Source organism: Chryseobacterium salivictor, from assembly GCF_004359195.1.
Classification (GTDB): domain Bacteria; phylum Bacteroidota; class Bacteroidia; order Flavobacteriales; family Weeksellaceae; genus Kaistella; species Kaistella salivictor.
This window is the reverse complement of sequence record NZ_CP037954.1, coordinates 3,050,985-3,075,845: the sequence shown is the minus strand read 5'-3', so window position 1 is coordinate 3,075,845 and position 24,861 is coordinate 3,050,985. Positions and strand designations below refer to the sequence as shown.

At 38.2% G+C, this 24,861-nt stretch carries 25 protein-coding genes, 1 tRNA gene and 2 pseudogenes; 20 read left to right on the top strand and 8 right to left on the bottom strand.

The window, feature by feature from the left end:
* Positions 1 to 321: 321 nt before the first annotated feature.
* From NBC122_RS14015 to hpt, 4 genes are all read right to left on the bottom strand, one after another.
* Complete coding sequence (locus NBC122_RS14015) at positions 322 to 798, bottom strand: DUF6438 domain-containing protein (RefSeq protein WP_133440966.1); 477 nt, start codon at positions 796 to 798, stop codon at positions 322 to 324.
* 91 nt (positions 799 to 889) lie between these two features.
* On the bottom strand, positions 890 to 1,873 hold the full coding sequence (gene obgE / locus NBC122_RS14010) for a GTPase ObgE (RefSeq protein WP_133440965.1): 984 nt from the start codon (positions 1,871 to 1,873) through the stop codon (positions 890 to 892).
* Positions 1,874 to 1,958: 85 nt separating this feature from the next.
* Positions 1,959 to 2,537, bottom strand: a complete 579-nt coding sequence (locus NBC122_RS14005) for an adenylate kinase (RefSeq protein WP_133440964.1) — start codon at positions 2,535 to 2,537, stop codon at positions 1,959 to 1,961.
* 22 nt (positions 2,538 to 2,559) lie between these two features.
* Positions 2,560 to 3,117, bottom strand: a complete 558-nt coding sequence (gene hpt / locus NBC122_RS14000) for a hypoxanthine phosphoribosyltransferase (protein ID WP_133440963.1) — start codon at positions 3,115 to 3,117, stop codon at positions 2,560 to 2,562.
* Positions 3,118 to 3,271: 154 nt separating this feature from the next.
* Here hpt and NBC122_RS13995 point away from each other — a divergent pair, with 154 nt between their 5' ends.
* The 19 genes from NBC122_RS13995 to NBC122_RS13905 all read left to right on the top strand — a co-directional run bounded on the left by NBC122_RS13995 (position 3,272) and on the right by NBC122_RS13905 (position 21,874).
* Positions 3,272 to 4,558, top strand: a complete 1,287-nt coding sequence (locus NBC122_RS13995; RefSeq protein ID WP_133440962.1) for an adenylosuccinate synthase — start codon at positions 3,272 to 3,274, stop codon at positions 4,556 to 4,558.
* A gap of 230 nt (positions 4,559 to 4,788) precedes the next feature.
* Positions 4,789 to 5,607, top strand: coding sequence for an energy transducer TonB (locus NBC122_RS13990; RefSeq protein ID WP_133440961.1), 819 nt, complete (start codon positions 4,789 to 4,791; stop codon positions 5,605 to 5,607).
* A gap of 171 nt (positions 5,608 to 5,778) precedes the next feature.
* A complete protein-coding gene (locus tag NBC122_RS13985; RefSeq protein WP_133440960.1) occupies positions 5,779 to 6,552 on the top strand; it encodes a ParA family protein in 774 nt (257 codons plus the stop codon).
* A 55-nt stretch (positions 6,553 to 6,607) separates the two neighbouring features.
* Positions 6,608 to 7,495, top strand: a complete 888-nt coding sequence (locus NBC122_RS13980) for a ParB/RepB/Spo0J family partition protein (protein WP_133440959.1) — start codon at positions 6,608 to 6,610, stop codon at positions 7,493 to 7,495.
* Positions 7,495 to 8,124 carry a DUF5683 domain-containing protein gene (locus tag NBC122_RS13975; protein WP_133440958.1) on the top strand — a complete coding sequence of 210 codons (630 nt, stop codon included), beginning with the start codon at positions 7,495 to 7,497 and terminating at the stop codon, positions 8,122 to 8,124. Before NBC122_RS13980 ends, NBC122_RS13975 begins: the two co-directional genes overlap by 1 nt.
* 293 nt (positions 8,125 to 8,417) lie before the next feature.
* Entirely contained in the window at positions 8,418 to 9,122 is a 705-nt protein-coding gene (gene dapB, locus NBC122_RS13970) for a 4-hydroxy-tetrahydrodipicolinate reductase (RefSeq protein WP_133440957.1), read from the top strand.
* A gap of 102 nt (positions 9,123 to 9,224) precedes the next feature.
* Complete coding sequence (lepB, locus tag NBC122_RS13965) at positions 9,225 to 10,874, top strand: signal peptidase I (protein WP_133440956.1); 1,650 nt, start codon at positions 9,225 to 9,227, stop codon at positions 10,872 to 10,874.
* Positions 10,875 to 11,107: 233 nt separating this feature from the next.
* Complete coding sequence (locus NBC122_RS13960; RefSeq protein ID WP_133440955.1) at positions 11,108 to 11,719, top strand: WbqC family protein; 612 nt, start codon at positions 11,108 to 11,110, stop codon at positions 11,717 to 11,719.
* Position 11,720: 1 nt separating this feature from the next.
* Entirely contained in the window at positions 11,721 to 13,433 is a 1,713-nt protein-coding gene (locus NBC122_RS13955; RefSeq protein ID WP_133440954.1) for a S8 family serine peptidase, read from the top strand.
* 123 nt (positions 13,434 to 13,556) lie between these two features.
* Positions 13,557 to 14,036: a lipocalin family protein gene (locus NBC122_RS13950; RefSeq protein WP_133440953.1), complete on the top strand. Its 480-nt coding sequence runs from the start codon at positions 13,557 to 13,559 to the stop codon at positions 14,034 to 14,036.
* A gap of 19 nt (positions 14,037 to 14,055) precedes the next feature.
* Complete coding sequence (locus NBC122_RS13945; protein ID WP_133440952.1) at positions 14,056 to 14,748, top strand: OmpA family protein; 693 nt, start codon at positions 14,056 to 14,058, stop codon at positions 14,746 to 14,748.
* 88 nt (positions 14,749 to 14,836) lie between these two features.
* Entirely contained in the window at positions 14,837 to 15,724 is an 888-nt protein-coding gene (locus tag NBC122_RS13940; protein WP_133440951.1) for a decaprenyl-phosphate phosphoribosyltransferase, read from the top strand.
* A complete protein-coding gene (locus tag NBC122_RS13935) occupies positions 15,721 to 17,034 on the top strand; it encodes an FAD-binding oxidoreductase (RefSeq protein WP_133440950.1) in 1,314 nt (437 codons plus the stop codon). The genes NBC122_RS13940 and NBC122_RS13935 overlap by 4 nt, the downstream gene beginning before the upstream one ends.
* A 64-nt stretch (positions 17,035 to 17,098) precedes the next feature.
* Positions 17,099 to 17,824 (top strand): SDR family NAD(P)-dependent oxidoreductase, encoded by a 726-nt coding sequence (locus NBC122_RS13930; RefSeq protein WP_133440949.1) that lies wholly within the window; start codon positions 17,099 to 17,101, stop codon positions 17,822 to 17,824.
* Between the two features lie 63 nt (positions 17,825 to 17,887).
* Positions 17,888 to 18,475: an HAD-IB family hydrolase gene (locus NBC122_RS13925; protein WP_133440948.1), complete on the top strand. Its 588-nt coding sequence runs from the start codon at positions 17,888 to 17,890 to the stop codon at positions 18,473 to 18,475.
* 40 nt (positions 18,476 to 18,515) lie between these two features.
* Positions 18,516 to 19,691, top strand: coding sequence for a cysteine desulfurase family protein (locus NBC122_RS13920; RefSeq protein ID WP_133440947.1), 1,176 nt, complete (start codon positions 18,516 to 18,518; stop codon positions 19,689 to 19,691).
* 70 nt (positions 19,692 to 19,761) lie between these two features.
* Complete coding sequence (trxA, locus tag NBC122_RS13915) at positions 19,762 to 20,079, top strand: thioredoxin (RefSeq protein ID WP_133440946.1); 318 nt, start codon at positions 19,762 to 19,764, stop codon at positions 20,077 to 20,079.
* A 223-nt stretch (positions 20,080 to 20,302) separates the two neighbouring features.
* A tRNA-Asp gene (locus NBC122_RS13910) sits at positions 20,303 to 20,376 on the top strand.
* A gap of 247 nt (positions 20,377 to 20,623) precedes the next feature.
* Positions 20,624 to 21,874: a site-specific integrase gene (locus NBC122_RS13905; RefSeq protein WP_133440945.1), complete on the top strand. Its 1,251-nt coding sequence runs from the start codon at positions 20,624 to 20,626 to the stop codon at positions 21,872 to 21,874.
* 106 nt (positions 21,875 to 21,980) lie between these two features.
* Here the strand turns inward: NBC122_RS13905 and NBC122_RS13900 are convergent.
* A pseudogene (locus tag NBC122_RS13900) lies at positions 21,981 to 22,332 on the bottom strand (DNA polymerase III subunit alpha); the annotation flags it as partial.
* Positions 22,323 to 22,612, bottom strand: a pseudogene (locus tag NBC122_RS13895) (Y-family DNA polymerase); the annotation flags it as partial. The pseudogenes NBC122_RS13895 and NBC122_RS13900, both read right to left, overlap by 10 nt.
* A gap of 61 nt (positions 22,613 to 22,673) precedes the next feature.
* Here NBC122_RS13895 and NBC122_RS13890 point away from each other — a divergent pair.
* Positions 22,674 to 23,450 carry an XRE family transcriptional regulator gene (locus NBC122_RS13890; RefSeq protein WP_133440944.1) on the top strand — a complete coding sequence of 259 codons (777 nt, stop codon included), beginning with the start codon at positions 22,674 to 22,676 and terminating at the stop codon, positions 23,448 to 23,450.
* A 74-nt stretch (positions 23,451 to 23,524) separates the two neighbouring features.
* Here NBC122_RS13890 and NBC122_RS13885 read toward each other — a convergent pair whose 3' ends face one another.
* The gene (locus NBC122_RS13885; RefSeq protein WP_246012384.1) at positions 23,525 to 24,421 is read right to left on the bottom strand and encodes an IS3 family transposase; all 897 of its coding nucleotides are present in this window, start codon (positions 24,419 to 24,421) and stop codon (positions 23,525 to 23,527) included.
* Positions 24,422 to 24,444: 23 nt separating this feature from the next.
* Positions 24,445 to 24,711 carry a transposase gene (locus tag NBC122_RS13880; RefSeq protein WP_133439681.1) on the bottom strand — a complete coding sequence of 89 codons (267 nt, stop codon included), beginning with the start codon at positions 24,709 to 24,711 and terminating at the stop codon, positions 24,445 to 24,447.
* Between the last annotated feature and the right edge of the window lie 150 nt (positions 24,712 to 24,861).

Genomic DNA, 24,861 nt, shown 5'->3' with positions numbered 1-24,861 from the left:
AAAAATGAAGTAAAAAAACTTTTTGGGTTTTCAGTTCCGCAGGAAGCGGATTCATCTAGAATGACTACGTCCATAAAAAATCCTTCCGCAAAGAAGGAATTTAGTGGTGCAAAGATAGTTTTTTTATTTTTAGCATTTTTAATTACTAAATATTATTTAACCACAAAGTCACAAATTTTATTTAACCACAAAGTCACAAAGTTTTTTAAAGATGGAACCTATTGCGGTAATTAAGCTCATAAAGGAGGCGCTTGCTCATTCTTATCACCTATTTTACCCAATTGAAATGATAAAATTTAAAGAGATTCCCTGTTGGATTAATCAGTCGATTTTTGTCCAGGTTTGATTCGTCTTTAATTCTTCAAAAAATTGATATAGTTTTACCAGTTCCGGCGTTCCGTGTTTTCCGTAATCCTGAATTTTTTTGAAGCTTCCGTCCTGATAACTGATGGTTAAATACGAGGTTGGTAAATCGGTCACATTTTTATTTCCGTAATCCTCTTTTAAATTTTTAAGTTGCAAAGCATTTAATAAAGCGGTTAATTCATCGTATTTCTGCTGACCGATCTTCCCTTTAAAAGTTCCTTCACTTTCCTGAGACTGCGTATCCCGTGAAAAATTAAAACGTTCTGCTTCGAAAACTGCGGTGCGGTCTTTATTAATCGTCATTTTAAAAATGGGGCAGAAACCAAAACAGGCACCGGCCTCATACTGAATGGTTGCATACTCCGCCGGACCTCTGTTGGTGGAACAGTTGAGCAGGAGGGTTAATACTAATAAAGAGAAAAGGTATTTCATACGTTTATTTTAAATAGAGGGTTTCAACTATTGTTCCAAAAAAAAATAGGTCTGGAAAATCCAAACCTACTGTGTGAAAAAAAATTATTAATTATCCGTGTAACTGTTTCCAAATGGCATCTTTTAACTCCATTAAACCTTCCTGGGTAACGGCTGAAAAGAAGATAGGCTGTTTGTTTTCCGGGAATTCTTTCGAGATTTCCGCTTTCAGTTCATCATCTAATAAATCTGCCTTAGAGATCGAAATAATATAATCTTTATCCAAAAGTTCCGGATTGTATTCCTTTAATTCGTTTTCTAAAATTTTAAACTCCTGAAAATGACTTTCGGAATCGGCAGGAATTAAGAACAGAAGAATGGAGTTTCTTTCAATATGTCTCAAGAACCGGTGCCCCAGCCCTTTTCCTTCTGCTGCGCCTTCGATGATGCCGGGAATATCTGCCATCACGAATGATTTGTAATTCCGGTAATCTACAATTCCTAAATTGGGCGTTAAGGTCGTAAAAGCGTAGTTCGCAATTTTCGGTTTAGCTGCAGAAACGGCGGCCAGTAAAGTCGATTTTCCGGCATTGGGAAAACCTACCAGACCTACATCGGCAAGTAGTTTTAATTCAAAAGTAATATATCCTTCTTCACCGGGAAGTCCGGGTTGCGCATATCTTGGCGTTTGATTGGTGGAAGATTTAAAATGCTCATTGCCTTTACCGCCTTTTCCACCATGTTTAATGATGATTTCCTGGCCGTGTTCTAAAATTTCAGCAACGATTTCTCCCTCTTCATTTTTGGCAATGGTTCCCAGCGGAACGTCGATGTAAACATCTTCACCGTAAGCGCCGGTTAACTGGTTTTTGCTCCCGTTTTTACCGCGTTCTGCCTTGATATGGCGCGTGTAACGCAAAGGAAGCAAAGTCCATTCATGTGAATCTCCTCTTAAAATTACGTGACCTCCACGGCCACCGTCGCCACCATCGGGACCCCCTTTGGGAACATATTTTTCACGGTTAAGGTGTGCAGATCCTGCACCGCCATGACCACTTGTACAATGGATTTTTACGTAATCTACGAAATTTGACATAATTGGTTTCTTAGTCATTACAAGAGAAAACGACAAAGCAATCCAATTCAACAGATTGCTTTACTGCACTCGCAATAACGGTTTTTTATTTTATTTTTTCTACTTCCGCAAAAAGCTTTTCAGAGATTTCATCGATGGCTCCAACTCCGTTTACTTCTACATATTTTCCCTGTTGTTTGTACAATTCGGCAACTTCTGCAGTTTTTGCGTAATATTCTTTAATTCTGTTGCTGATGATTTCCTGATTGGAATCATCTGTTCTTCCACTGGTTTCTCCTCTTTTCAGAAGCCGTTCAACCAAAACTTTATCCTCTACAATTAAAGAAAGACAGATATTGATATCGCTGTTTAGAATTTCTTTAACAATTTTTTCCAAAGCTTCTGTTTGGGTGGCTGTTCTTGGGAAACCGTCGAAAATAAATCCCTGTGCGTCACATGGTTTTTTCAATTCATCGGTCAGCATATCGATGGTCACTTGGTCCGGAACCAATTCGCCTCTGTCGATATATGATTTTGCCAATTCACCCAATTCGGTGTTGTTTTTCATATTGTAGCGGAATAAGTCGCCGGTAGAAATTTGTTTTAAATTGAATTTCTCAATCAAATTCTGCGCCTGCGTACCTTTTCCGCTTCCTGGAGGACCGAATAGAACGATATTTATCATATTACTTATCAGATTTATTTTTTTAGTGATTTATTCTTCCTTCAGACAATTGGTATAAATCCGGAAGATTTCTTCCTAATTCATCATAATCAAGTCCGTAACCTAAGACAAACTTATTCGGGATTTCTTTGGCGACATAATCGATTTTGAATTCTTTTTTGTAAACATCCGGCTTTAATAATAAAGAGGCTACTCTTAAAGATTTCGGTCGCTGGGTGTTTTTAAAGTATTCAAACAGGCTTTCAATGGTGTTTCCTGTATCGATGATGTCTTCCATCAGGATGATGTGGCGGCCTTCTACTTCCTTGGTCAGGTCCATTTTCTTATAGACAATTCCTGTCGACTGTAATCCGCCGGAATAAGAGCTCATCTGAATAAAAGCGATCTCGCACTCTCCCGGATAATGTTTCAGGAAATCAGAAAAAAACATAATTACTCCGTTGAGAACCCCTATAAAAACCGGGACTTCATCTTTGTAATCTTCATATACTTTTAGGGCAAGTTCTTTAATGATGGACTGAATTTCGTCGTTTTTTAAGTAGGGGACGAATTCTTTATCGTGAATTTTAACTATATTCATATGTTTTTTCTAAAGTGCAAATTTAAGGAAATAATTTGAAAGAGAATGGTGTAAATCCAGACCATCGATAAAGGCGGTGAATATTTCATGTCTAAATTTTGTTCAAGATTATTATAAAAACTATTTTTGTAGAAATCTAAATAAAAAGTAAAATATGGCAACTTACGTTGTAGTTGGTCTTCAGTATGGCGACGAAGGCAAAGGAAAAATCACAGACGTTTTATCAGCAAAATCGGACTATGTAGTGCGTTTTCAGGGAGGAGACAATGCCGGACACACCGTATATGCGGGCGAAGAAAAATTTGTTCTGCACCTGCTTCCATCGGGAGTTTTGCAGTGCAAAGGAAAATGTATCATTGCCAACGGAGTCGTGGTCAACCCGAAAGCATTTTTGAGTGAAATCGCTCAGATCGAAGAAAAAGGCATGCGTACCGATCACGTTTTTATCAGCAGAAGAGCGCATGTGATCATGCCATATCATATTTTGCTCGATACGTACCGTGAAGAGGAAACAGGCGGAACGTACATCGGTACCACCAAAAAAGGAATCGGCCCCTGTTATGAGGATAAAATTGCAAGAGTGGGCATCCGGATGGTCGATCTTTTGAATCCTGAAGTTCTGGCGGAGAAGATCAGAAAAAATTTAAAAATTAAAAACTCGCTTTTCGAGAAATATTTTGAAAAACCAACTTTAGAATTTGAAGAAATCTATAATGAGTTTTTAGAATTGGGAGAAAAGCTGAAACACCGGATCGTTGATACCGAAGTTGAATTAAATCAGGCGATCCACGACGGAAAGAATATTCTGTTCGAAGGTGCACAGGCTGCAATGTTGGATATTGATTTCGGAACGTATCCGTACGTCACCTCTTCATCGCCAACAACGGGAGGAGTCTGTTCAGGCGCAGGAGTGCCGCCAACAAGTCTTCAGAATTTAATCGGAGTAGCAAAGGCGTATACCACAAGAGTTGGCGAAGGACCTTTCCCAACGGAACTTGATAATGAATTGGGTGAAAAAATCAGACAGATCGGTTTCGAATTTGGGGCGACCACAGGAAGACCGAGAAGAACGGGCTGGCTCGATCTGGTTTCGCTGAAACACGCCACCATGATTAATGGGATCAATAATCTGGTGATTACCAAACTGGATGTTCTTTCCGGGATTTCACCAATAAAAATTGCAACGAAGTACAAAACCGAAGACGGGAAAATCATCGATTATTTTACTTCTTCCACCACGAAGTTGTACAATTATGAACCGATGTACGAAGAACTGGAAGGTTGGGACGAAGATATTACCAAAGTCCGCAGTTACGATGAGCTGCCGGAAAATGCCAAAAAGTATATTAAATTCATTGAAAACTATTTGGGAATCAATGTTTATCTTGTTTCAGTCGGTCCTGAAAGAAGTCAGAATATTATCCGGAAAGAATTATTTTAAGGGCATTAAAGAAATTTCTGAAAAATATAAAGTAAAAACCACTCTGCAAAGGGTGGTTTTGCTGTTGGTAGGTTAAAATTATACATCTGTTATGTTTTGAATGGTTTCTTTTATTTATTGTTAAAAAATTGGCTTGTATTTTGATAAAAACTAATCATTGAATACGATAATATATTAAACTAATAATTATCAGTTGATTTTTACCTTTAACCCTTTAAAATAATATTGTGATGAGAAATTTACTCCAAAACAAAGAGTTTCAACTGGATGAAATTCTTTTCGAACACCGAAACAAGAACTATGGCGCTTATGTTTTAAGAAATGAAGCAGATCATATTTTAACAAAATCGATGTTGATCGGAATAGGCGTTTTTGCGATGATGGCGATCTCCCCTTTAATGGTCAATGCTTTTAAATCAACAGGGAAAATAATCACTGATGAAATCCCGCCACCTTATATCATGAGAGAGGTGGAAAGAGCAGAAAAACCTCCTGTACCTGTACACACAAGTCCTCCGGTTCAAACTCCGGTGAATACGTTAGATTCGACAGTTCCGACTCCGGCAAAAAATCCGCCGGTGGAGAAAGTAATGCCTAAGCAATCAGACTATATCAATGCCGTGCCGGGCACTCAGGACATTATTGGTGATCCGCCTGTCACTACTTATACACCGCCTGCAGTTCAGGATGTTCCGGTGAAAAATCCGGAAACCGGTATTCTAAAACCGGTCGATAATTCACCAAAAACAACGGTTGATGTGGAAGCCAATTTTATGGGTGGAATCAATGTCTTCAGAAATAAAGTGGTGAACCAGTTTGACGGTTCTGCGATCGACGGAACTGGTGAAGTTTTAAAAACAACCATCGTTTTCATTGTTGAAAAAGACGGTTCTATCAGCGAAGTGAAAGCTACCGGACCCAACGCGGATTTCAACCGCGAAGCAATAAAAACCATTAAATCCGTGAAAGGAAAATGGGTGCCTGCAAAGTTAAATGGCGAGAATGTGAGAAGTTATTTCAAGTTCCCAATCTCTATGCAGTTCGAATAAACAGGCAGTTACCGAAAAAAAGATCTGACTTATCCACAAAATACCTTGTTTTGTGGATAATTTTATTTAGGGCTAAACCATTAATTTATAATACTTTAACTTTATTCAGGGGTTTGGGAATCATTTAAAAATCAGAAAAAAGTGTATTTTTGGACATTAAATTTTTATATAATGGCTAAAATCATAGGGATCGCTAATCAAAAAGGCGGCGTAGGTAAAACCACGACTGCGGTAAATCTCGCTGCAGCACTGGGAGTTTTGGAAAAGAAAATTCTGATTATCGATGCAGATCCTCAAGCAAATGCAACTTCAGGATTAGGGATTGAAGATGCAACTTTTTCTACCTATCACCTGTTGGAACACAGTGTAGAAGTTGAAAAATGCATTCAGAAAACAGCTTCTCCCAATTTGGATATTATTCCGTCGCATATTGATTTGGTGGCTGCTGAGATTGAGTTGGTCGACCGTGAAAACCGGGAGTATATGCTCAAAAAAGCATTACAGTCGATCAAAGCGAATTATGATTATATTATTATCGACTGCGCACCAAGTTTAGGATTGATTACGGTGAATGCCCTCACAGCGGCAGATTCGGTGATTATCCCCATTCAGTGCGAATACTTTGCGCTGGAAGGTTTGGGTAAATTACTTAATACCATAAAAAACGTTCAGAATATTCATAACAAAGATTTGGATATTGAAGGTTTGCTGCTCACCATGTTCGATTCCCGTTTAAGATTGTCCAATCAGGTAGTAGAAGAAGTTCACCTGCATTTCCCGGAAATGGTTTTTGAAACAATTATCAGCAGAAATGTCCGTTTAAGTGAAGCACCGAGTTTTGGCGAAAGCATTTTGAATTATGATGCAGAAAGTAAAGGCGCCATCCAGTATCTTCAGTTGGCTGAGGAAGTTTTACTGAAAAACGAAAATTTAATAAGTAACTAAGCAATGATTTTTAAGGGTTGATTTAAACTTTAAAAATCAAGAAAATATTTTAACAATGAAAGACAAGAAAAGAGCAATGGGACGTGGATTGGGTGCGATTTTGAGCGCCGAGTCGAAAGCCACGGTCAACTCCGCTACCGATGAAGGTGCAGACAAATTTGTCGGCAATATTATGGAGGTCTTTTTAGAAGATATTGATCCAAATACCACTCAGCCACGGACTTACTTTGATGAAAAGGCACTGAATGATCTGGCGCAGTCTATCAAAACTTTGGGTGTCATTCAGCCGATTACTTTAAGAAAAGAAGGCAACAGGTTTGAAATCATTTCTGGGGAAAGACGTTTCCGGGCCAGTAAAATTGCCGGTTTAAAAAGCGTTCCGGCTTATATCCGTCTGGTCAATGATCAGGAACTGCTCGAGATGGCTTTGGTTGAAAACATTCAGAGAGAAGATTTAGATGCCATCGAAATTGCGCTCACCTACCAAAGATTGCTGGAGGAAATCGGAATGACTCAGGAGAATTTAAGCCAGAGAGTGGGCAAGGAAAGAAGTACGATTACCAATTCCATCCGTTTGCTGCGTTTGAATCCTGACTTTCAGAACGCCATCCGGAGTGGTGAGATTTCTGCGGGACATGGTAGAGCGATCATCAGTGTAGAAGAGGAGGAAAAGCAAAAGGAACTTTTTGATAAGATTTTAAAAAATAACTTAAGTGTCCGCCAAACCGAGCAGGAAGCCCATTTGCTGAAAAATCCCAACGAGGAAGTTAAGAAACCGAAAACACAGCTGCCGAATCATTTCAAAAAAGTAGAGAAGAATTTAGCCGATATTCTGGAAGTTAAAGTAGAAATAAAAACCGCTGCCAACGGCAAAAAAGGAAAAATCGTTCTCGATTTCAAAAATGAAGAAGAGTTAGAACAAATTCTGGCACACTTTAAATAATGCAAAAACTTAAGGTACTATTTTTGGTTTTATTTTCAATGATGACTTTCGCACAGATCAGTCCGAAAGATACCATCCGTGTTGAAAATTATCCAACAGATTCGGTTTCTGCAAAACAGGTACCTTCTGAAATAGAGGTGCTTACCAATATTGAAAAGGCCAATGCGCCTGCGGGTGTAATGAAATTTAATCCTACCAAAGCAGGTCTGTATTCCGCAATCCTTCCGGGATTAGGGCAGTATTACAATAAGAAATACTGGAAAATTCCCATCGTTTGGGGCGGCATCGGCACCGGAGTTGGGATTACGCTTTGGAATCAAAAACAGTATAACCGTTACAGAGATGCTTTTGTCGCGGAATTAAACGGGCAAAAGCATGAATTCTCGGATATTCCCGGCGTTACCAAAGAAGTTTTGGGCAGAACCCAGGACCGGGCAAAAAGACAGCGTGATTACGCAATCGCCATTACCGGTTTGGTGTATATCCTGAATATTGTAGATGCAGTCGTAGATGCACACTTGTATGAAGGAAGACATGATCCGGATCTGGCCTTAAAACCCACCGTGATTTTTGACGAATTCGGAAAGATGAATTCTAAAGCCGGTTTGAGTTTAAGTTATAATTTTTAATTAAAGGTAAATTACACCATTATAAAATAGGAGGTAACTGAAAATAAAAGTTTTTTAAACCACAAAGTCATAAAAGATTTTAGGGAAAAGAACTGGAAGTAAAAACGTAATTTATGAAGACCATAGAGGAGGGAAATCTGTAGATTTTCATTTGGTGAACTTTTATTAACTCTTTTCTTACGAAATCTTTTGTGACGGGGTGGTGGAAAACATTAACCGTTGATTAAAGTAAAATAAGGTTTGATCTACAACAGATCATTCATTTAATAACAAACGCACTGCGATAAATAAATATGAAAATAGCACTTGTTGGTTACGGAAAAATGGGCCATATCATTGATGAGATTGCCACCAAAAGAGGTCACGAAATTGTAGCGAGATTAAGCGAAACTCCTACTGCCGAAAACCTGAATAATCCTGATGTGGTCATCGAATTTTCTCATCCGGAAGCCGCCTTTAATAATATTAAAATCTGCCTGGAAAATAAAATTCCTGTGATTTGCGGAACAACCGGCTGGCTCGATCAAAAACCGGAAATCGAGAAAATTGCGCTTCAGAATGATACGGCTTTTTTGTACGGATCTAATTTCTCGTTGGGTGTTAATTTGTTTTTTGCGCTGAACGAAAAACTGGCCAACCTGATGAAGGATTTTCCCGAATACAAGGTGCAGTTGGAAGAAATTCATCATACCCACAAAAAAGACGCACCTAGTGGAACTGCTATTTCCCTCGCCGAAGGAATCATTAAAAATGACCAAAGATTCGATGCCTGGAAACTCGATGAAACCCAAAACAAAGAACTGGGTATTTTTGCCATTCGTCAGGATGAAGTTCCCGGTACACACAGCGTTTACTACAAAAGCGATGTTGATGAAATCGAAATCAAGCACACTGCTTTCAACCGGAATGGTTTTGCAGTAGGAGCTGTAGTTGCCGCTGAATGGATTATCGGTAAAACGGGAAATTTCACCATGAACGATGTGCTTTTTAATAAGTAATAGTAATACGCGATAAGCAATTACTCATTACTTACCACTCATTACTCATGAACCTGTAACAATTTTGAAATACACTAAACTAATAGTGATAAGCAATAAACTATGAATTACTTTCTTACCTATTCGATTTACGTTGTCATCCTTTCTTTACTGATGGGGATTTCTACGTGGAAACTTTTTAAGAAAATGGGTTACAATCCGCTTTTTGCGTTTGTTCCGTTTTATAATTACTTCATTATCTTAAAAGAAACTGAACATTCAAAATGGTGGGTGGTTTTATCGTATGTTCCGATTGTCGGGCCGATTATGATGACGGCTTTCCATTTGTTTTTAATGAGGCATTTCGGCAAAAAGTCTTTTGTACAGACTTTGTTGACGATCCTGCTTCCGTTTATTTATTTGGCGGCGGTTAATTATTCGAAAGATCCCGAAGTGGAGAAAGAAGACGATCTGTATTTGACAGAAGAAGAATTAGCATCTAAAAAGAAAGATACTTTTACCGGTTCTATTACCTTTGCGGTTGTTTTTGCCACCATTATTCACGTCTTCTTTACCCAACCGTTCGGGATTCCGACCGGTTCTATGGAGAGAACGCTTCTGGTCGGAGATTTCTTATTTGTAAATAAATGGTCCTACGGTTTCAGAATGCCGATGCGGCCGGTAGCACTGCCATTCCTGCAGGGAACCATTATGGATACGGGACAAAAAGGAAACCCGAAAGATGATCCCAAATCGTATGTTGATGCCATCAAACTTCCTTACAGCAGGATTTTGCAGTTAAAGAAACCGCAGAGACACGATATCGTAGTGTTCAATTATCCCCAGGATTCTGTGCACACGGCCATTGACCGGAAAGATCCTTACGTGAAAAGATGTGTCGCCGTCGCCGGAGACTTGCTTGAGATGAGAGCCGGCCGACTTTTCATTAATGGAAAACCCGAAGTTATTTTAGGAGACCAGCAGTTGCAGCATAAGTACATCGCGACCACCGGGAGCCAGCTGGATATCCCGGCACTGTATAAAACTTATGGCTTTTTACCGGTTCAGGAAATCCAGACGCAGAACGGTTTCATGTATGATTTTCAGGGATTAACCGATCAGACCGCGAGAGAAATAAAAGCCCTTCCACAGATTATCGACCTCAAAGAACATATTTGGGAAAAAGATTCCGCAGCGGTTTCTTATAAAGCAAATGCGGCCAGAGATGCCTATACCAAAAACATCGATACTACCCAATCGATTTTCCCCATTAATAAAAAGTGGAATCAGGATTGGTACGGTCCGCTGAGAATCCCGAAAAAAGGCGATGTCGTAACTTTAAATCAGGACACTTTACCCGAATATCAGTGGATTATATCAGAATATGAACACCATCATTTAGAAAATAAAAACGGAAAAATATTTATCGACGGCAAAGAAGCCACCCAATATACCATTCAGCAGGATTATTACATGATGATCGGTGATAACCGGGATGCGTCTCTGGATGCACGGTTTTTCGGCTTTGTTCCGGAAGAGAATATCGTGGGATCACCCATGTTTACCTGGCTGAGTGTGCAGGGACTGTTCAAGGACAGCGGCTCTTCTTATCAGGCAGACACCAAAATCCGCTGGGACAGAATGTTCAAAGCGACCAATACCGGCGAGCTGCACAAAACCTCTTACTGGTGGGTTGCGGCTTTAATTCTTGGATTGTTTTTCGGCTGGGATTTCATTGTGAAACTCTTTAAAAAGAAAAAAGAAGAGCAGTAATGTTTTTGGGAGCTGTTTCCCGCTGTCCGCTGTATCCCCTCACTGCTGCCGCAGATTCGGGGGATGCCGCTTCCATCGGGGCTAGGGGTTCCGTTCCCGATCAGAAAATTTGTACATCGTAGAAATTGACTTCGATTTTAAAGGAGTACGTTTAATTTTTCGAATCATCGTTTTGTCTTTTATCAGGAAGCGAAGCGGTCTTTCATGTTTCATCTAAAATTTAGTATTGAGCAATGCCTATTTTATTACCGATATTTTACCTTCCTCCAATTTCATGGTTTTCTGTTTTTTTGCAGGAAGATGCCGGGATCATTTTCGAACAGTATGAACATTTTCCAAAGCAGACTTACCGCAATAGAGCCAATATTTATGGCGCCAACGGAAAACTGTCTCTGATTATTCCGATGAATCACAACGGAACAAGACTATTAAAAGAAATACAGACTTCTACCCGGGAAAAATGGCAGCAACTTCATTGGAAATCCATAAAAACCGCTTACCAGACTTCTCCTTATTTTGACTACTATGAAGATCAGCTTGAAGAAATCTTTAAGTTCCGGTCCACTTCATTGATAGAATTTAATCTTAATGCTTTAAAAGTGATTCAGAAAATTCTGAAAACAGAAAAGGCATATTCTTTGAATAGTGAGTTCTTCAAAGAACCTTTGGTGCTCAGTTACAGAGATCAGTTTTCAGCAAAATCAGAAACCGCTTATCACATGGAAGACTACTATCAGTCTTTTTCAGATAAATATGGTTTTTTAGAAGACCTGTCAATCATTGATCTTATTTGTAACAAAGGCCCGGAATCGATGACTTATATCAGAACCATTCAACAGAAATAATATGAAAAAAATAGTAATCGCGGCTTGTTTTATAACAGGCGTTGTATCATTTGCACAGCAGGCAGCTGCTCCTCTAGATCCGATCAAGGATAAAAATCTGATGACCTGGTATCATCAGGATATTGCCTCAGGCAATATTTATGGGGTCAATACCCAAAACGCATACAAGTATTTAGAATCCAAAGGGTTAAAACCAAAAACAGTAATCGTTGGGGTTTTAGACAGCGGAGTAGATGTTGAACATCCCGGTCTGATCAAAAACAGGTGGGTTAACGTCAACGAAGTTCCGGGAAATGGAATCGATGATGACGGAAACGGATATATCGATGACATCTACGGCTGGAATTTCATCGGCGGAAAAAACGGAGATACCGATGTCGATAATATGGAAGTAACCCGTGTTGTTAAAAAATATCAGCCGATTTTCGAAGGTGCTAATTCTGTAGAGAACAAAGCCAATCAGGCGAAAATGCCGGCGGACTTTGATATGTACATGAAGTCGAAAGAAATTTTCACCAAAAAGAGCATTGAAGCAAAGCAGAATTACGAAACCTATAAGAGAATCTCCGACATGATTCCGTCGATGATTGCAATGCTCAACGGTCAGAATCTTACCCAGGAAGCTGTGGTAGCAATTAAACCGGCTACTCCCGAGCAGTCAATGGCGGTTTCTGTTTTAGCGCAGGTCAGCAGAGATCCTTCTGTTACCGGTAAATCTCCGGCTGAAGTACAGAAATTTTTAACTGCTCAAATGAAGGAAGCATTGGATAACTACGAACCACAGGCCCTGAAACAGTATAATTTGGATTATGATCCCAGAGCTTCAATTGTTGGAGATAAGTACGACGATTATTCAGAAAAAAAATATGGGAATAATCACTACAAAGGTCCTGATGCACAGCACGGAACCCACGTTGCCGGAATTATTGCGGGTATGCCGCAGGGCAGTGAAGTGCAGTATGGAGTAGGCTATAAAACGGCGAAAATCATGACTGTACGTGCAGTTCCAAATGGAGATGAAAGAGATAAAGATGTTGCCAATGCAATCCGCTATGCCGTAGACAACGGTGCAAAAATATTAAATATGAGTTTCGGAAAACCGGTTTCTCCGGGGAAAGAGTTCGTGTGGGATGCCTTTAAATATGCCGAATCAAAAGGAGTTCTTTTGGTGAAAGCCGCAGGAAATGAAAATGAGAATATTGCGGAGCATGTTTATTTTCCGACAAATTTTAAGAACGCAGATGATGCCCAGCCCTTCATCAGCAATATGATTGTTGTGGGAGCTTCTACCAACGATAATGAGTTCCTGAGAGCCGACTTCTCCAATTACAATAAAAAAATGGTCAATGTATTCGCACCAGGCGACAAGATTTACTCTACCGTTCCGGATGGTAAGTACGAATATCTGCAGGGTACTTCTATGGCATCGCCGGTTGTGGCAGGTGCTGCCTCTATTTTACTTGCGTATATGCCGAATCTGACTCCTGCACAGATGATCGAAGCATTGGTGAAAACTTCAAATAAATCGTCGGTAAATGCCATGATTAATTCTAACACCAATAACAGATTTGATCTTATTTCTGAAGCGGGCGGTGTGATCGATGTAAGAAAAGCAGCCGAGTATGCCTATTCGAATTTTTATAAACCGTCGCCTCATTCAGCTCCTGCAAAAGTGAAACCTTCTGCAGTAAAGAAAAAGAAGGTTAAACGGTAATTCGTTGATTAAATAAGACTTTATTTAAATAGTAAAAAAGAACCCGTTAATTCGGGTTTTTTGGTTTTTGATGTTTACTTGGCACGGTTTTTTGTAGTGTTAAACTAATTAATTGTAACTACTATGAAAAATTTATTATTAGCAGGAATTATCGGAGCAGCATTTACTGTCTCATGTTCCACCGCAAAAACTGCGCAGTCCAGCCGTGCAGAATTTTTGAAACTGAAAGGCGACTGGGAGATTACCAGCGTAAACTATGACAAGAACTACAAAGTAAAACCTTTTGATGAAGGTGCTGATGCGCAATGCTTTGTTGGAAGTCACTGGAGACTGATCCCAAATAACTGGACCGGTTCTTATACCATCAATGGTGGTGGAAGCTGCCCAAGTGTTATTCAGCCTATTAAATTTGAGGTAACTAATGGTAATGAATTTAAATTCAAGAAACTGTTGGAAGGCTCAAAAGCCAAAGCAGTTACGGTAGGTTATTCATTAAATTTAATCAGCCAGACCGCGGATCAATTTAGTTTAGAGCAAAATATTCCTTCAGGTGGAGAAAATGTAAGAGTGGTTTACAATTTCGAAAGAACAGGAATGAAATAAAAATATTAAAATAAACATTATGAAAATTTTCAACAAAACAAATATTGCAGCACTATTTATCTCCGCATCAATGGTGATGACCAGTTGTGAGGCTGTAAAAAACTCAAACAATCAACAAAAAGGAACGGTAATCGGTGCTGCTGCAGGAGCGGTCTTAGGTGGCGTTCTCGGTAATAATTTAGGTAAGGGTAAAAACGCACCGTTAGGGGCTGTGCTTGGTGGTGTTATTGGTGGAGTAGCCGGTAATGTTATCGGTAACAAAATGGATAAACAAGCCAAAGAAATCAAGGAAACTTTACCTGGTGCCGAAGTCGAAAGAGTTGGTGAGGGAATTAAAGTAACCATGAAAGAAAATATGGTCAACTTCGGATTTGACTCCTCTAATCTTACTTCAGACGCTAAAATAAACCTTGATAAATTAGCAACTATTCTGGCAAATAATCCTGATACCAATATCAATATCTACGGTTATACCGACAGCAAAGGAACAGACTCTTATAACCTTGCCCTTTCCGACAGAAGAGCGGCAGCGGTTAAAAGTTATTTATCTTCCAAAGGTGTGTCTTCAATGAGAATGAATACCATGGGAATGGGTGAAGCTGATCCAATTGCTTCCAATGATACCGAAGCAGGCAGAGCACAGAACAGAAGAGTGGAATTTGCCATTACCGCAAATGAAAATATGATTAATGATGCTAAATCAGGACAATAAGCTCATCTTAAAATACTGATATATAATCCGCTCCGGCGGATTTTTTTTTATTTAAAATTCACTAATTTCGCAATAGAATTTTAGATGAATGAAGAAATACTTAAAACTGCTTCGCATAGAGCAGTGGGTCAAAAATAGTTTTGTTTTTTTGCCGCTCTTTTTTTCGGGCAATATTACCCATTTTGATTTATTAGTCAGAAGTATTTTTGCTTTTATCATGTTTTCCTTGGTCGCCAGCAGCATTTATATCATTAATGATTATTCTGATATCGAATCCGACCGAAAGCATCCTGACAAAAAAGACCGTCCGCTGGCAAGTGGCGCCATCTCAAAATCAACTGCCAGGATTATTTTAATCATCCTTCTGTCTTTGATAGCTGTTTTAATGTTCCTAAGCCGGGATTTTTTATTGGATAACTTCTGGAAATTCGCAAGTATTATCGGTTTTTATTTCGTGATGAATTTGGCATATACGTTTAAACTAAAGCACGTTGCGATTGTAGATGTCATGATTATTTCCATTGGTTTTGTACTCCGGGTATTAGCCGGCGGTTATGCTACCGGAATTTTAATTTCGCAGTGGGCCATTTTGCTTACTTTTGTTTTGGCCTTGGTTTTAGCAATCGGAAAACGGAGAGGTGAACTGATCAACGCTCAAATATCGGGGAGAACAAGAAAATCACTGGACGGCTATAATGTGCAGTTTGCCGACATCGCACTTTCAATCAGTTGTGCTTTGGCAATCGTCTGTTATCTGATGTTTACCCTTTCGCCGGAAGTTCAGCAGCGGTTCCATCCCAGAGTTTTTTATACGGTCATCTTTGTTGTTTTTGCTTTTTTACGTTATTTACAGCAGACTCTGGTTTATAACAAAACCGAATCACCGACCAAAATTATTTATAAAGACCGATACATCCAGGTTACTTTGATGCTTTGGTTGGCGGCGTTTTTATTACAAATTTATTTCAAAAAATGAAACCAGATTACAAACAGACCGTGACGAACTGGGGGAATTTTCCCGTGGTGGAAAAAGAAATGAAGTCCGAAGATTCGCCTGCTAAAATTAAAGAATATGTCCGCGATAATCACGACATCATCGCCAGAGGAAATGGCAGATGTTACGGTGACGCAGCACTTTCTGAAAATATATTTTCTACCAAAAGACTGAATAAGTTCATCAGTTTCGACCGTTTGAACGGAATCATCGAATGTGAATCCGGCGTGCTGCTTTCCGACGTTTTAGAAGTCATTGTTCCGCAAGGTTACTTTCTTTTTGTAACGCCGGGCACTAAATTTATTACGGTTGGTGGAGCAATTGCTTCTGATGTTCACGGTAAAAACCATCATGCAGAAGGCTGTTTCTCAGAATATGTAATTGAATTTTCTTTAATGAACGAAAAAGGAGAAATCCTCAATTGCTCGAGAAGTGAAAATCCCGGGAAATTCTGGGCAACAATAGGCGGAATGGGATTAACGGGAATTATCCTTTCTGCTAAATTTAAATTGAAAAATATTGAAAGTTCTTATATCCGCCAGGAAAGCATTAAGGCAGAAAATTTAGATGAAATTTTTAAATTATTTGACGAAAGTGAATCCTGGACTTATAACGTGGCCTGGATTGACTGTCTCCAAAAAGATAAAAACTTGGGCAGAAGTGTGATGATGCGCGGCGAACACGCTTTTAAACATGAACTGCCAAAGAAATTACAGGACAATCCTTTAAAACTGAAGAAAATCAGCAGCCCGTCAGTTCCGTTCTACTTTCCCAATTTTGTGCTGAATCGCCTTACCGTGAAGTTCTTTAACTTTTTGTATTACAGTAAACAGAAGAAAAAAGACGTTAAAAATTTCGTGCATTATGAACGATTTTTTTATCCTCTGGATATCGTGAGCGACTGGAACCGGATCTATGGAAAAAAAGGATTTATCCAGTATCAATTGGTGATCCCCAAAGAAAGAGGAAAAGAAGGAATGAAGAAAATTCTGGAAACCATCGCCAAAAGTGGAAACGGATCTTTTCTCGCAGTTTTAAAATTATTTGGAAAAGATCAGCCGGAAGCCTATAATTCGTTTCCGATGGAAGGTTATACTTTGGCTTTGGATTTTAAAGTCAATTCGAAACTGAAGAAACTGGTCGCTCAGCTCGATCATATTGTTGAAGAATTTGGCGGCAGAATTTATTTAACCAAAGATTCGATGAGCAAATCATCGCTGACCAATTATCTGCAAAATGTTCAGAATCCGAAATTTGTTTCCATGCAGCAAAAGAGAATTCACAATCAATAATCTTCGGAATTAAGTAAGTTTAAAAAGCATTCAGACTCCACATCCAGAAATTACACAATAAACTATGATCGTTTTAGGAAGCAATTCAGAAGTTGCCCAGGCCTTTGTTGAGAAAACTTTAAGTGCGGGTGAAAAATTTGCGAAAATATTTCTCTTTACTTCTGATAAAGAAACCACCGAGAAATTTGCCAAACATCTTGAGGTAAAATATGTTCAGCAGTCAGAGATTATCGAACTCGATTTGCTGCGGCCAGTGGATTATACCACTTTTGATGAAATCACTTCGGATCTGCTCTTTTGCGCAACCGGATATCTCGGCGAAGGAACACAAGAAGGGCTTTACGATAACAGGAATACGGAGAAAATCATCGATATCAATTATGCGAAATTGATTCCTGTTCTTAATTTTTTCGCCAATAAAATGGAGCGGCAGAGATCCGGAACCATGATCGTTCTTTCATCGGTCGCAGGAGAACGCGGGCGGCAAAGCAACTTTATTTACGGAAGTGCAAAAGCCGGTTTAACGGCCTATTTAAGTGGATTGAGAAATTACCTGTTCAGCAAGAAAGTTCATGTTCTTACCGTAAAGCCCGGTTTTATGGCCACGAAAATGACCGAAGGACTGCCGCTGAATCCTAAACTGACTGCAAGCCCAAAACAAGCAGCGGAAGAAATTTACAGCGCCTATAAAAATAAAAAAAATGAGGTATATGTTCTGCCGGTTTGGAGTATTATCATGGTAATCATCAAAAATATTCCGGAGTTTATTTTTAAGAAATTAAAACTTTAGTACGATAAAAAACAGGCCTGAATTTTAGGAGAGAATTAACTGAAAACGTATTTTTAAAAACAAATGAAAAAATTATATTGCTTTGATTTTGACGGAACATTAACGTATAAAGACACCATGTTTCTGTATCTCAAATTCTATAATGCTTCAAAATTCAGAAGACAGTTTATTAAACATATTCCGCTTTTTACTTTGTTGAAATTAAATCTTTTAGAGGCAGAAAAAGTGAAAAAGAGTTTTATTTCTTCAGTTCTCAAAGGAGAGAAGCGGGAGGAAATTGAAAAAAAATCACAGCAGTTTTTTGATCAGTATTACCCTGAAATCTTTAGGGAAAATGCATTGGAATTCATTGAAAATATCGATCATTCACAAACAGACTGTTATATCGTTTCTGCTTCACTCGATATTTGGGTGAAACCTTTTGCAGAAAAATTCAACATGAATCTGCTGTCCACACAGGCAGAGTTTAAAGATGAAATCTTCACCGGAGATTTTGTAGGAAGCAACTGCTATGGCAAAGAAAAAGTAAACCGAATAGAAAAAGCAATATCAGACAAAAAATACGATAAAACCATCGCTTTCGGTGATACTTCCGGTGATCAGGAAATGATGGATTGGGCAAATGAAGCTCAGTTTAAATTTTTTCATTAATTTTAAAGTCTGAAAAATCTAAAAAAAAGGAAAAGTAAAAATGAATAAAATTTATTTGGATAATGCTGCGACAACGCCGCTCTCAGAAGAGGTTATCGATGCAATGGTGTCTGTTTTGAAAAACAATTATGGGAATCCATCATCCACCCACAGTTTTGGTCAGGAAGCCAAAATACTCATCGAAAACGTGAGAAGAGAGATTGCAGATTATCTGAAAGTGAGTCCGGCAGAAATAATTTTCACTTCCTGCGGGACAGAATCCAATAACATGATTATAAAATCGTGTGTCGATCATTTGGGAGTAGAGCGGATTATTACCTCGCCTCTGGAGCACAAATGCGTAGCAGAAACGGTCTTAGATATGAAGAAAAGAAGAGGAGTGGAAGTGGCTTATCTCCGTCCTGATAAAAAAGGAGATGTGAGTTTGGAGCAGCTGGAAAATCTACTGAAAAGTTCTGACAAGAAAACTTTGGTCACCTTGATGCATGCCAATAACGAAATAGGAAATCTGCTTGACATCAAAAAAGTAGCTCAGCTTTGCAAGGAAAACAACGCGTTATTCCATTCGGACACGGTGCAGTCGATGGCACACATGGATTTGGATTTCTCCGATATTCCTGTAGATTTTGCTTCATGCAGCGCTCATAAATTCCATGGACCCAAAGGAAGTGGTTTTGCATTCATCAGAAAAGCTTCAGGCTTAAAAGGAATTATCACCGGTGGTCCCCAGGAAAGAAGCTTACGGGCAGGAACAGAAAACGTCTGCGGAATCGTAGGTCTGGGAAAAGCGCTGGAGATTTACCTGAAAAATATGGACAGTTACGCCAATCATATCAAAGAAATTAAACAATATACCATCGATCAGCTTTCTCAGAAAATCGAAGGCGTAAAATTCAACGGCAGAAGCGCAGAAATGGACAACAGTTTATATACGGTGCTCAGTGTACTGCTGCCTTTCAAAGATCCGATGATCGGGTTAAAATTGGATATGAAGGGAATTGCAATTTCTCAGGGGAGCGCATGTTCTTCGGGAGCGGCAAAACCTTCTATGGTGATGATGATGGTGGTAGATGAAGAAGAGATGGATCATACAACGCCTTTAAGGGTTTCTTTCAGCCATCTTACCACCAAAGAAGAGATCGACGCTTTGGTTGATGCTTTAGTAGAAATCGCAAAAAGTTTTCACATAGAAAAAGCAAATATTGAACATAGATAAACGAAGACTTGAATTAACAGGAATATCGTAAATTTGTACATTGATAAATTAATTTAAAATAGATAAAAAAATGGCATTAGAAATTACAGATCAATCATTTCAGGAAATGGTTTTGAATTCAGATAAACCGGTATTGGTAGATTTTTGGGCAGTATGGTGTGGACCGTGTAGAACACTGGGCCCGATTATCGAAGAAGTAGCGGCTGATTTCGAAGGAAAAGCAGTGGTAGGAAAAGTAGATGTAGATAACAACCAACAGGTTTCTGTAGACTACGGAATCAGAAATATTCCTACCGTTTTGATTTTCAAAAATGGAGAAGTGGTTGATAAAATTGTAGGAGTAGCTTCAAAAGAAGTAATCTCTGAAAAATTATCAGCACATTTATAAAAAATAAATTGCTTGAAAATGAGTGCTTTCCTGATCAGGAGAGCATTTTTTTTAAAAAACATTTGCAGGCTGTAATAAAAGTTGTACTTTTGCAGTCATCAAAAAGAAAGGAGTTCTTACAAACAAAGATAATACGGTCATTCAAGTGGTAGAAACGCCAGTCATCCCGATAAGGTTGGCAGGACGCATTCAAATCACAACTGATTGATCAGTGCATAAAAAAGATCCGGTAGTTCAGCTGGTTAGAATGCCGCCCTGTCACGGCGGAGGTCGCGGGTTCGAATCCCGTCCGGATCGCAACTACAATATCAAAGTAGTACAAAAAGCTTTAAAACATACGTTTTAAAGCTTTTTTCGTTTTATGGATGTTCAAAAAGAGTTAAAAAAGCACAATCTGAAAGTGACCTATTCAGTGACCTGTTGAAACAGGTTAAAATAGGTCACTGGAAATTCAGATAAACCGTGTTCAGGAGCTAGTTCAGCAACTGAACATCTTGTGCTGAGGTTTTGCTAAGGTTAATTTTAAATCTTAAAACCACACAAAATGAACAAGACCTTTAATTTACTTTTCTATGTAAAAAAAACCAAAGTCAATTCTGCAGGAGAAGTTCCTATTTATTTGCGAATTACCATTGACGGTAAAATCTCTGAGATCAGTACGAAACGTACCTCAAAACCTTTGAAATGGAATTCTGCGATGCAGAAGGTCAGTGGTACCTCAGAAGAAAACAGATTGCTTAATTTTTATCTAAAAACATTTGAGCAGAAAGTTTACGAGACTTATCATGAGTTGATGAGAGATAAAGAAATAGTGACTTGTGAAGCTCTTAAAAATAAGCTATTGGGTAGGGGAGAACTCAACAGAACACTTATTCCTGTTTTTCAAGATCATAATGATCGAATGGAGAAGCTAGTAGGGAAGGAATTTGCCCAAGGGACATTAGTTCGTTATAAAACCACTATAAAGCATACCAAAGAGTTTTTGAAATGGAAGTACAATATTTCTGACATTGACATGAAAAAAATTGATTATGGTTTTCTTAACGACTTTGAATTCTTTCTTCGAACTGAAAAATCCTGCAATAATAATTCTGCGGTAAAATATATCAAGAATTTCGGAAAAATCATTCGCATCTGTCTTGCTAACGGTTGGATGGAGAGAGACCCTTTTTTGAACTATCATTCGAAGTTTGATGAAGTAACAAGAGAATTTCTCAATGAAGACGAAATAGAGATGCTTTTTGCCAAAGATTTTAAAAACGAGAGATTATCTTTGGTTCGTGATATTTTTTTATTTAGTTGCTTTACGGGTCTAGCCTATATAGATACCCAACAACTTACAGAGCATAATATCACGATAGGATTAGACAACAATAAATGGATTTTTACCAAACGCCAAAAGACCAAAACGACCTCTAATATTCCTTTGCTCTTTCAGGCGGAAAAGATTATTGAAAAATATAAAATGAACCCAATTTGCATTAATAAAGGTAGATTGCTGCCAGTATTGAGCAATCAGAAAATGAATGCTTACTTAAAAGAAATCGCTGATATTTGTGGTGTAAATAAAGAATTGACTTACCATATCGCTCGTCATACTTTTGCAACGACTATTACTTTGTCCAATGGAGTTTCTATTGAAAGTGTAAGTAAAATGCTGGGTCACAAAAGTATTAAGACTACCCAGCATTATGCAAAAATCTTAGACAAAAAAGTAAGCGAAGACATGATGTTATTGAAACAAAAATTTGTTGATAGAAAGAATGCGACAGCAAACTCTCAGGTAATTGGTTGATATTGAGGTTTTTTTTATAAAAAGAAAGTATTCAAAAATTGCGTAGAATATGGAGAATTATATACTGTTAATTTTATGCATAAAATTTATTTCTAGGCAATCCAATTTAGTTCTCTTGGGGATAAGGTTTTCTATGGGTCATACTTAAATCTTCATGTAAATTTCTTGCGGTTTCTAAAGATTTTTCTTTGTCCATCGAATATTGTGATCGGGTATAAAAGGCATTTTTGCCATTTTATGAATGGTAATGGTCGGAAAATGAAAATCTACTTCTACGCTACCCAACAACAGATAACATCCACCACCTTGAAAAGGATATTGCTCCAGACAATTCGGAAAATGAGCCGTGTCAAAATATTCACCTTCGGCATCGATACATGTTCCAAAGAACATCGTTCCTCTTTTGTGGGAACATGTTTTCTGGAAATCAGATAGGCAAGTATTTTCACTTGTCGCTTACCGGTGCTTTTTCCTGAATAACCTCAGTGACTAAATGGGACATATTGGAATGTTCCATATCGCCTTTGATCACTTTTGCGTCGGGCATAATCTTAATGCCAATTTAATCGGCATCGCACTTCGAACGCCAAAATACCTTGCTTCATAAGAGCAGGATGCCACTACACCAAGGTCTCCGCCTCCGATAATCACGGGTAATTTCTCCAACTCAGCATTTTTCAGTCTTTCACAAGAAACAAAGAAGGTATCTAAATCCATATGTACAATTGCACGATTCATTTTACAAAATTACCACTATTTGTATCAATTTTTATTATATTTGTTGCTACAAATTGTAACAATGTCAATTTTATCCGATAACATGCGCTTTTTGAGATCGAAGCAAAAATTCTCCCAACAAAAAATTGCGGACACTCTTTTTATTACACGAGGTCGTTATGCAAAATATGAGGACGGAAGCTCCGAACCACCGATAGAAATTTTAATGAGAATTTCAAAGTATTTCAGTGTAAGTATTGATCTTTTGGTTGGGGTAGATATTAGAAAATATCCTTTAGAAGAAATGCTTAATCTTCCTGATAATCGTATTTTAGTACCGATAACGGTGGACACTTCGGGCAATAATCAAATTGAAATTATTCCGCAAAAAGCTTCGATGGGTTACCTGAACGGTTACAGTGATCCTGATTATATCGAAAGTTTGCAAACCATTTCTTTACCATTTCTTAGAAACGGAAAATATCGCGCGTTTCCGGCAAGTGGTGATTCAATGCCGCCGTATAAAGAAGGAACTTATATTGTTGGGAAATATGTTGAAAATTTAGCTGACCTAAAAACCGATAAAACCTATGTTTTTATCACGATAAATGATGGAATTATTTATAAAAGGTTTCAATTTCATGAAGGCAATTTCATCTGTGTAAAGTCGGATAATAACTTTTATGAACCCCTAAAAATACCTTTGATTGAAATTAAAGAAATTTGGGAATTTGCCTGCAGTATCAATACTGAAGAGTTTGATGCTGATGAATTTTCTGGGCAAAATGTTCGAGGTCTATTTTTAGAATTAAAACAAGAAATTAAGAAGATTGATCATAAACTTTCAAGACAAGATTAAGATTTAATATCGTTATACGATCGGGGCTTTACCCAAAGATTATAAACTTTTGATGCCGTGTAATCTTCCCTTGTTTAGGCACACTCAAAAGTAGAGTTTTTTGTTAATATTTTATTGTTGTCGTTGTTGAAATTTTGTTGGAATGTGGGAAACTCATTTGCGCTATTTTGATTGAGTTTTCCATATTTCAATAAAAAATCCCGTGGTGTAAGGTATTGTAACGCACTATGCGGTCTCTCATTATTGTACATCCACATCCATATTTCTGCATAATTTCTCATTTGTTTGATGTTCTCAAAGAGGTAAACACTTAAAAACTCTGTCCGGAATGTTCTGTTAAATCTCTCAATCAATGAGTTTTGTGTAGGTTTCCCTGGTTGAATGAAGGCTAGTTCGATATTCTCTTTGTTGCAATAATCTTTCATTTTTTCTGCAATAAATTCCGGTCCGTTGTCCACTCTTATTTTTTCAGGTTTTCCCCGCCATTCAATTAATTGTTCCAATTGCGAGATTACTTTTGCAGAGGGCAAGCTGCTGTCAATAGTGATGTTTAAAATCTCTCTGTTAAAATCGTCAATGATATTAAGGGTTCTCACGCTTTTGCCATTTTCCAAACTGTCGTGCATAAAATCCATGCTCCAAGTAACGTTCGGATAGATGGGGCGAACCAGTGGTTGTTTTATCCGTGCTGGAAGCCGCTTTTTCCTTTTACTTCGCAAATTTAATCTCATCGACTTATAAATCCGATAAACCCTTTTGTGATTCCATCCAAAGCCTAAGTTTTTCAACCGATTGTGCATCATCCAAAAGCCCCACGTTTGATTAGAATCTGCAAGTAAAATAAGTTCTGCACGGATTTCATCATCTGAACTTTTAAATACCTGACGATAATAATAAACTGAACTTCTTAAACTGAACACTTTGCACGCCTTGCGCAAACTCATGTTATGGATTTCTTTCGAATAATCCACCAACTCACGCTTCTCACAAGGCGTTAGAGCTTTTTTTCGATCACATCTTTTAAGACGACAATCTCCAAAGTTTGCTCAGCTACGATCTTTTTATATTGCGAAAGTTGCTTTTCCATCTCTTTCATTTTTGAAAGTTGCTGAACATCCAATCCACCATATTTGCTCTTCCACTTGTAAAAGGTTGGCTGGCTAATTCCATGCTCCCGGCAAATCTCATTTACCGTTTTTCCCTGATTTTGTTCAGATAATATCTTGATGATCTGAACTTCTGAAAATTTACTGTTTTTCATAGTCTTTCAAATTTAAAAACTATATTTTTAAATGATCCTATTTTTGGGGAAGATTACAGCCGGATTATGCTCATTTAAAAGAGATAATAGGGGATTTAAATAAAACGATTTATGACTTGGAAAGTAAGATGTACGTTTTTTATCATAGGT

Coding starts and splice junctions, on each gene's coding strand:
- NBC122_RS14015 (WP_133440966.1), bottom strand. CDS start 798: ATGAAATACCTTTTCTCTTTATTAGTATTAACCCTCCTGCTCAACTGT.
- obgE (WP_133440965.1), bottom strand. CDS start 1,873: ATGTCAAATTTCGTAGATTACGTAAAAATCCATTGTACAAGTGGTCAT.
- NBC122_RS14005 (WP_133440964.1), bottom strand. CDS start 2,537: ATGATAAATATCGTTCTATTCGGTCCTCCAGGAAGCGGAAAAGGTACG.
- hpt (WP_133440963.1), bottom strand. CDS start 3,117: ATGAATATAGTTAAAATTCACGATAAAGAATTCGTCCCCTACTTAAAA.
- NBC122_RS13995 (WP_133440962.1), top strand. CDS start 3,272: ATGGCAACTTACGTTGTAGTTGGTCTTCAGTATGGCGACGAAGGCAAA.
- NBC122_RS13990 (WP_133440961.1), top strand. CDS start 4,789: ATGAGAAATTTACTCCAAAACAAAGAGTTTCAACTGGATGAAATTCTT.
- NBC122_RS13985 (WP_133440960.1), top strand. CDS start 5,779: ATGGCTAAAATCATAGGGATCGCTAATCAAAAAGGCGGCGTAGGTAAA.
- NBC122_RS13980 (WP_133440959.1), top strand. CDS start 6,608: ATGAAAGACAAGAAAAGAGCAATGGGACGTGGATTGGGTGCGATTTTG.
- NBC122_RS13975 (WP_133440958.1), top strand. CDS start 7,495: ATGCAAAAACTTAAGGTACTATTTTTGGTTTTATTTTCAATGATGACT.
- dapB (WP_133440957.1), top strand. CDS start 8,418: ATGAAAATAGCACTTGTTGGTTACGGAAAAATGGGCCATATCATTGAT.
- lepB (WP_133440956.1), top strand. CDS start 9,225: ATGAATTACTTTCTTACCTATTCGATTTACGTTGTCATCCTTTCTTTA.
- NBC122_RS13960 (WP_133440955.1), top strand. CDS start 11,108: ATGCCTATTTTATTACCGATATTTTACCTTCCTCCAATTTCATGGTTT.
- NBC122_RS13955 (WP_133440954.1), top strand. CDS start 11,721: ATGAAAAAAATAGTAATCGCGGCTTGTTTTATAACAGGCGTTGTATCA.
- NBC122_RS13950 (WP_133440953.1), top strand. CDS start 13,557: ATGAAAAATTTATTATTAGCAGGAATTATCGGAGCAGCATTTACTGTC.
- NBC122_RS13945 (WP_133440952.1), top strand. CDS start 14,056: ATGAAAATTTTCAACAAAACAAATATTGCAGCACTATTTATCTCCGCA.
- NBC122_RS13940 (WP_133440951.1), top strand. CDS start 14,837: ATGAAGAAATACTTAAAACTGCTTCGCATAGAGCAGTGGGTCAAAAAT.
- NBC122_RS13935 (WP_133440950.1), top strand. CDS start 15,721: ATGAAACCAGATTACAAACAGACCGTGACGAACTGGGGGAATTTTCCC.
- NBC122_RS13930 (WP_133440949.1), top strand. CDS start 17,099: ATGATCGTTTTAGGAAGCAATTCAGAAGTTGCCCAGGCCTTTGTTGAG.
- NBC122_RS13925 (WP_133440948.1), top strand. CDS start 17,888: ATGAAAAAATTATATTGCTTTGATTTTGACGGAACATTAACGTATAAA.
- NBC122_RS13920 (WP_133440947.1), top strand. CDS start 18,516: ATGAATAAAATTTATTTGGATAATGCTGCGACAACGCCGCTCTCAGAA.
- trxA (WP_133440946.1), top strand. CDS start 19,762: ATGGCATTAGAAATTACAGATCAATCATTTCAGGAAATGGTTTTGAAT.
- NBC122_RS13905 (WP_133440945.1), top strand. CDS start 20,624: ATGAACAAGACCTTTAATTTACTTTTCTATGTAAAAAAAACCAAAGTC.
- NBC122_RS13890 (WP_133440944.1), top strand. CDS start 22,674: ATGTCAATTTTATCCGATAACATGCGCTTTTTGAGATCGAAGCAAAAA.
- NBC122_RS13880 (WP_133439681.1), bottom strand. CDS start 24,711: ATGAAAAACAGTAAATTTTCAGAAGTTCAGATCATCAAGATATTATCT.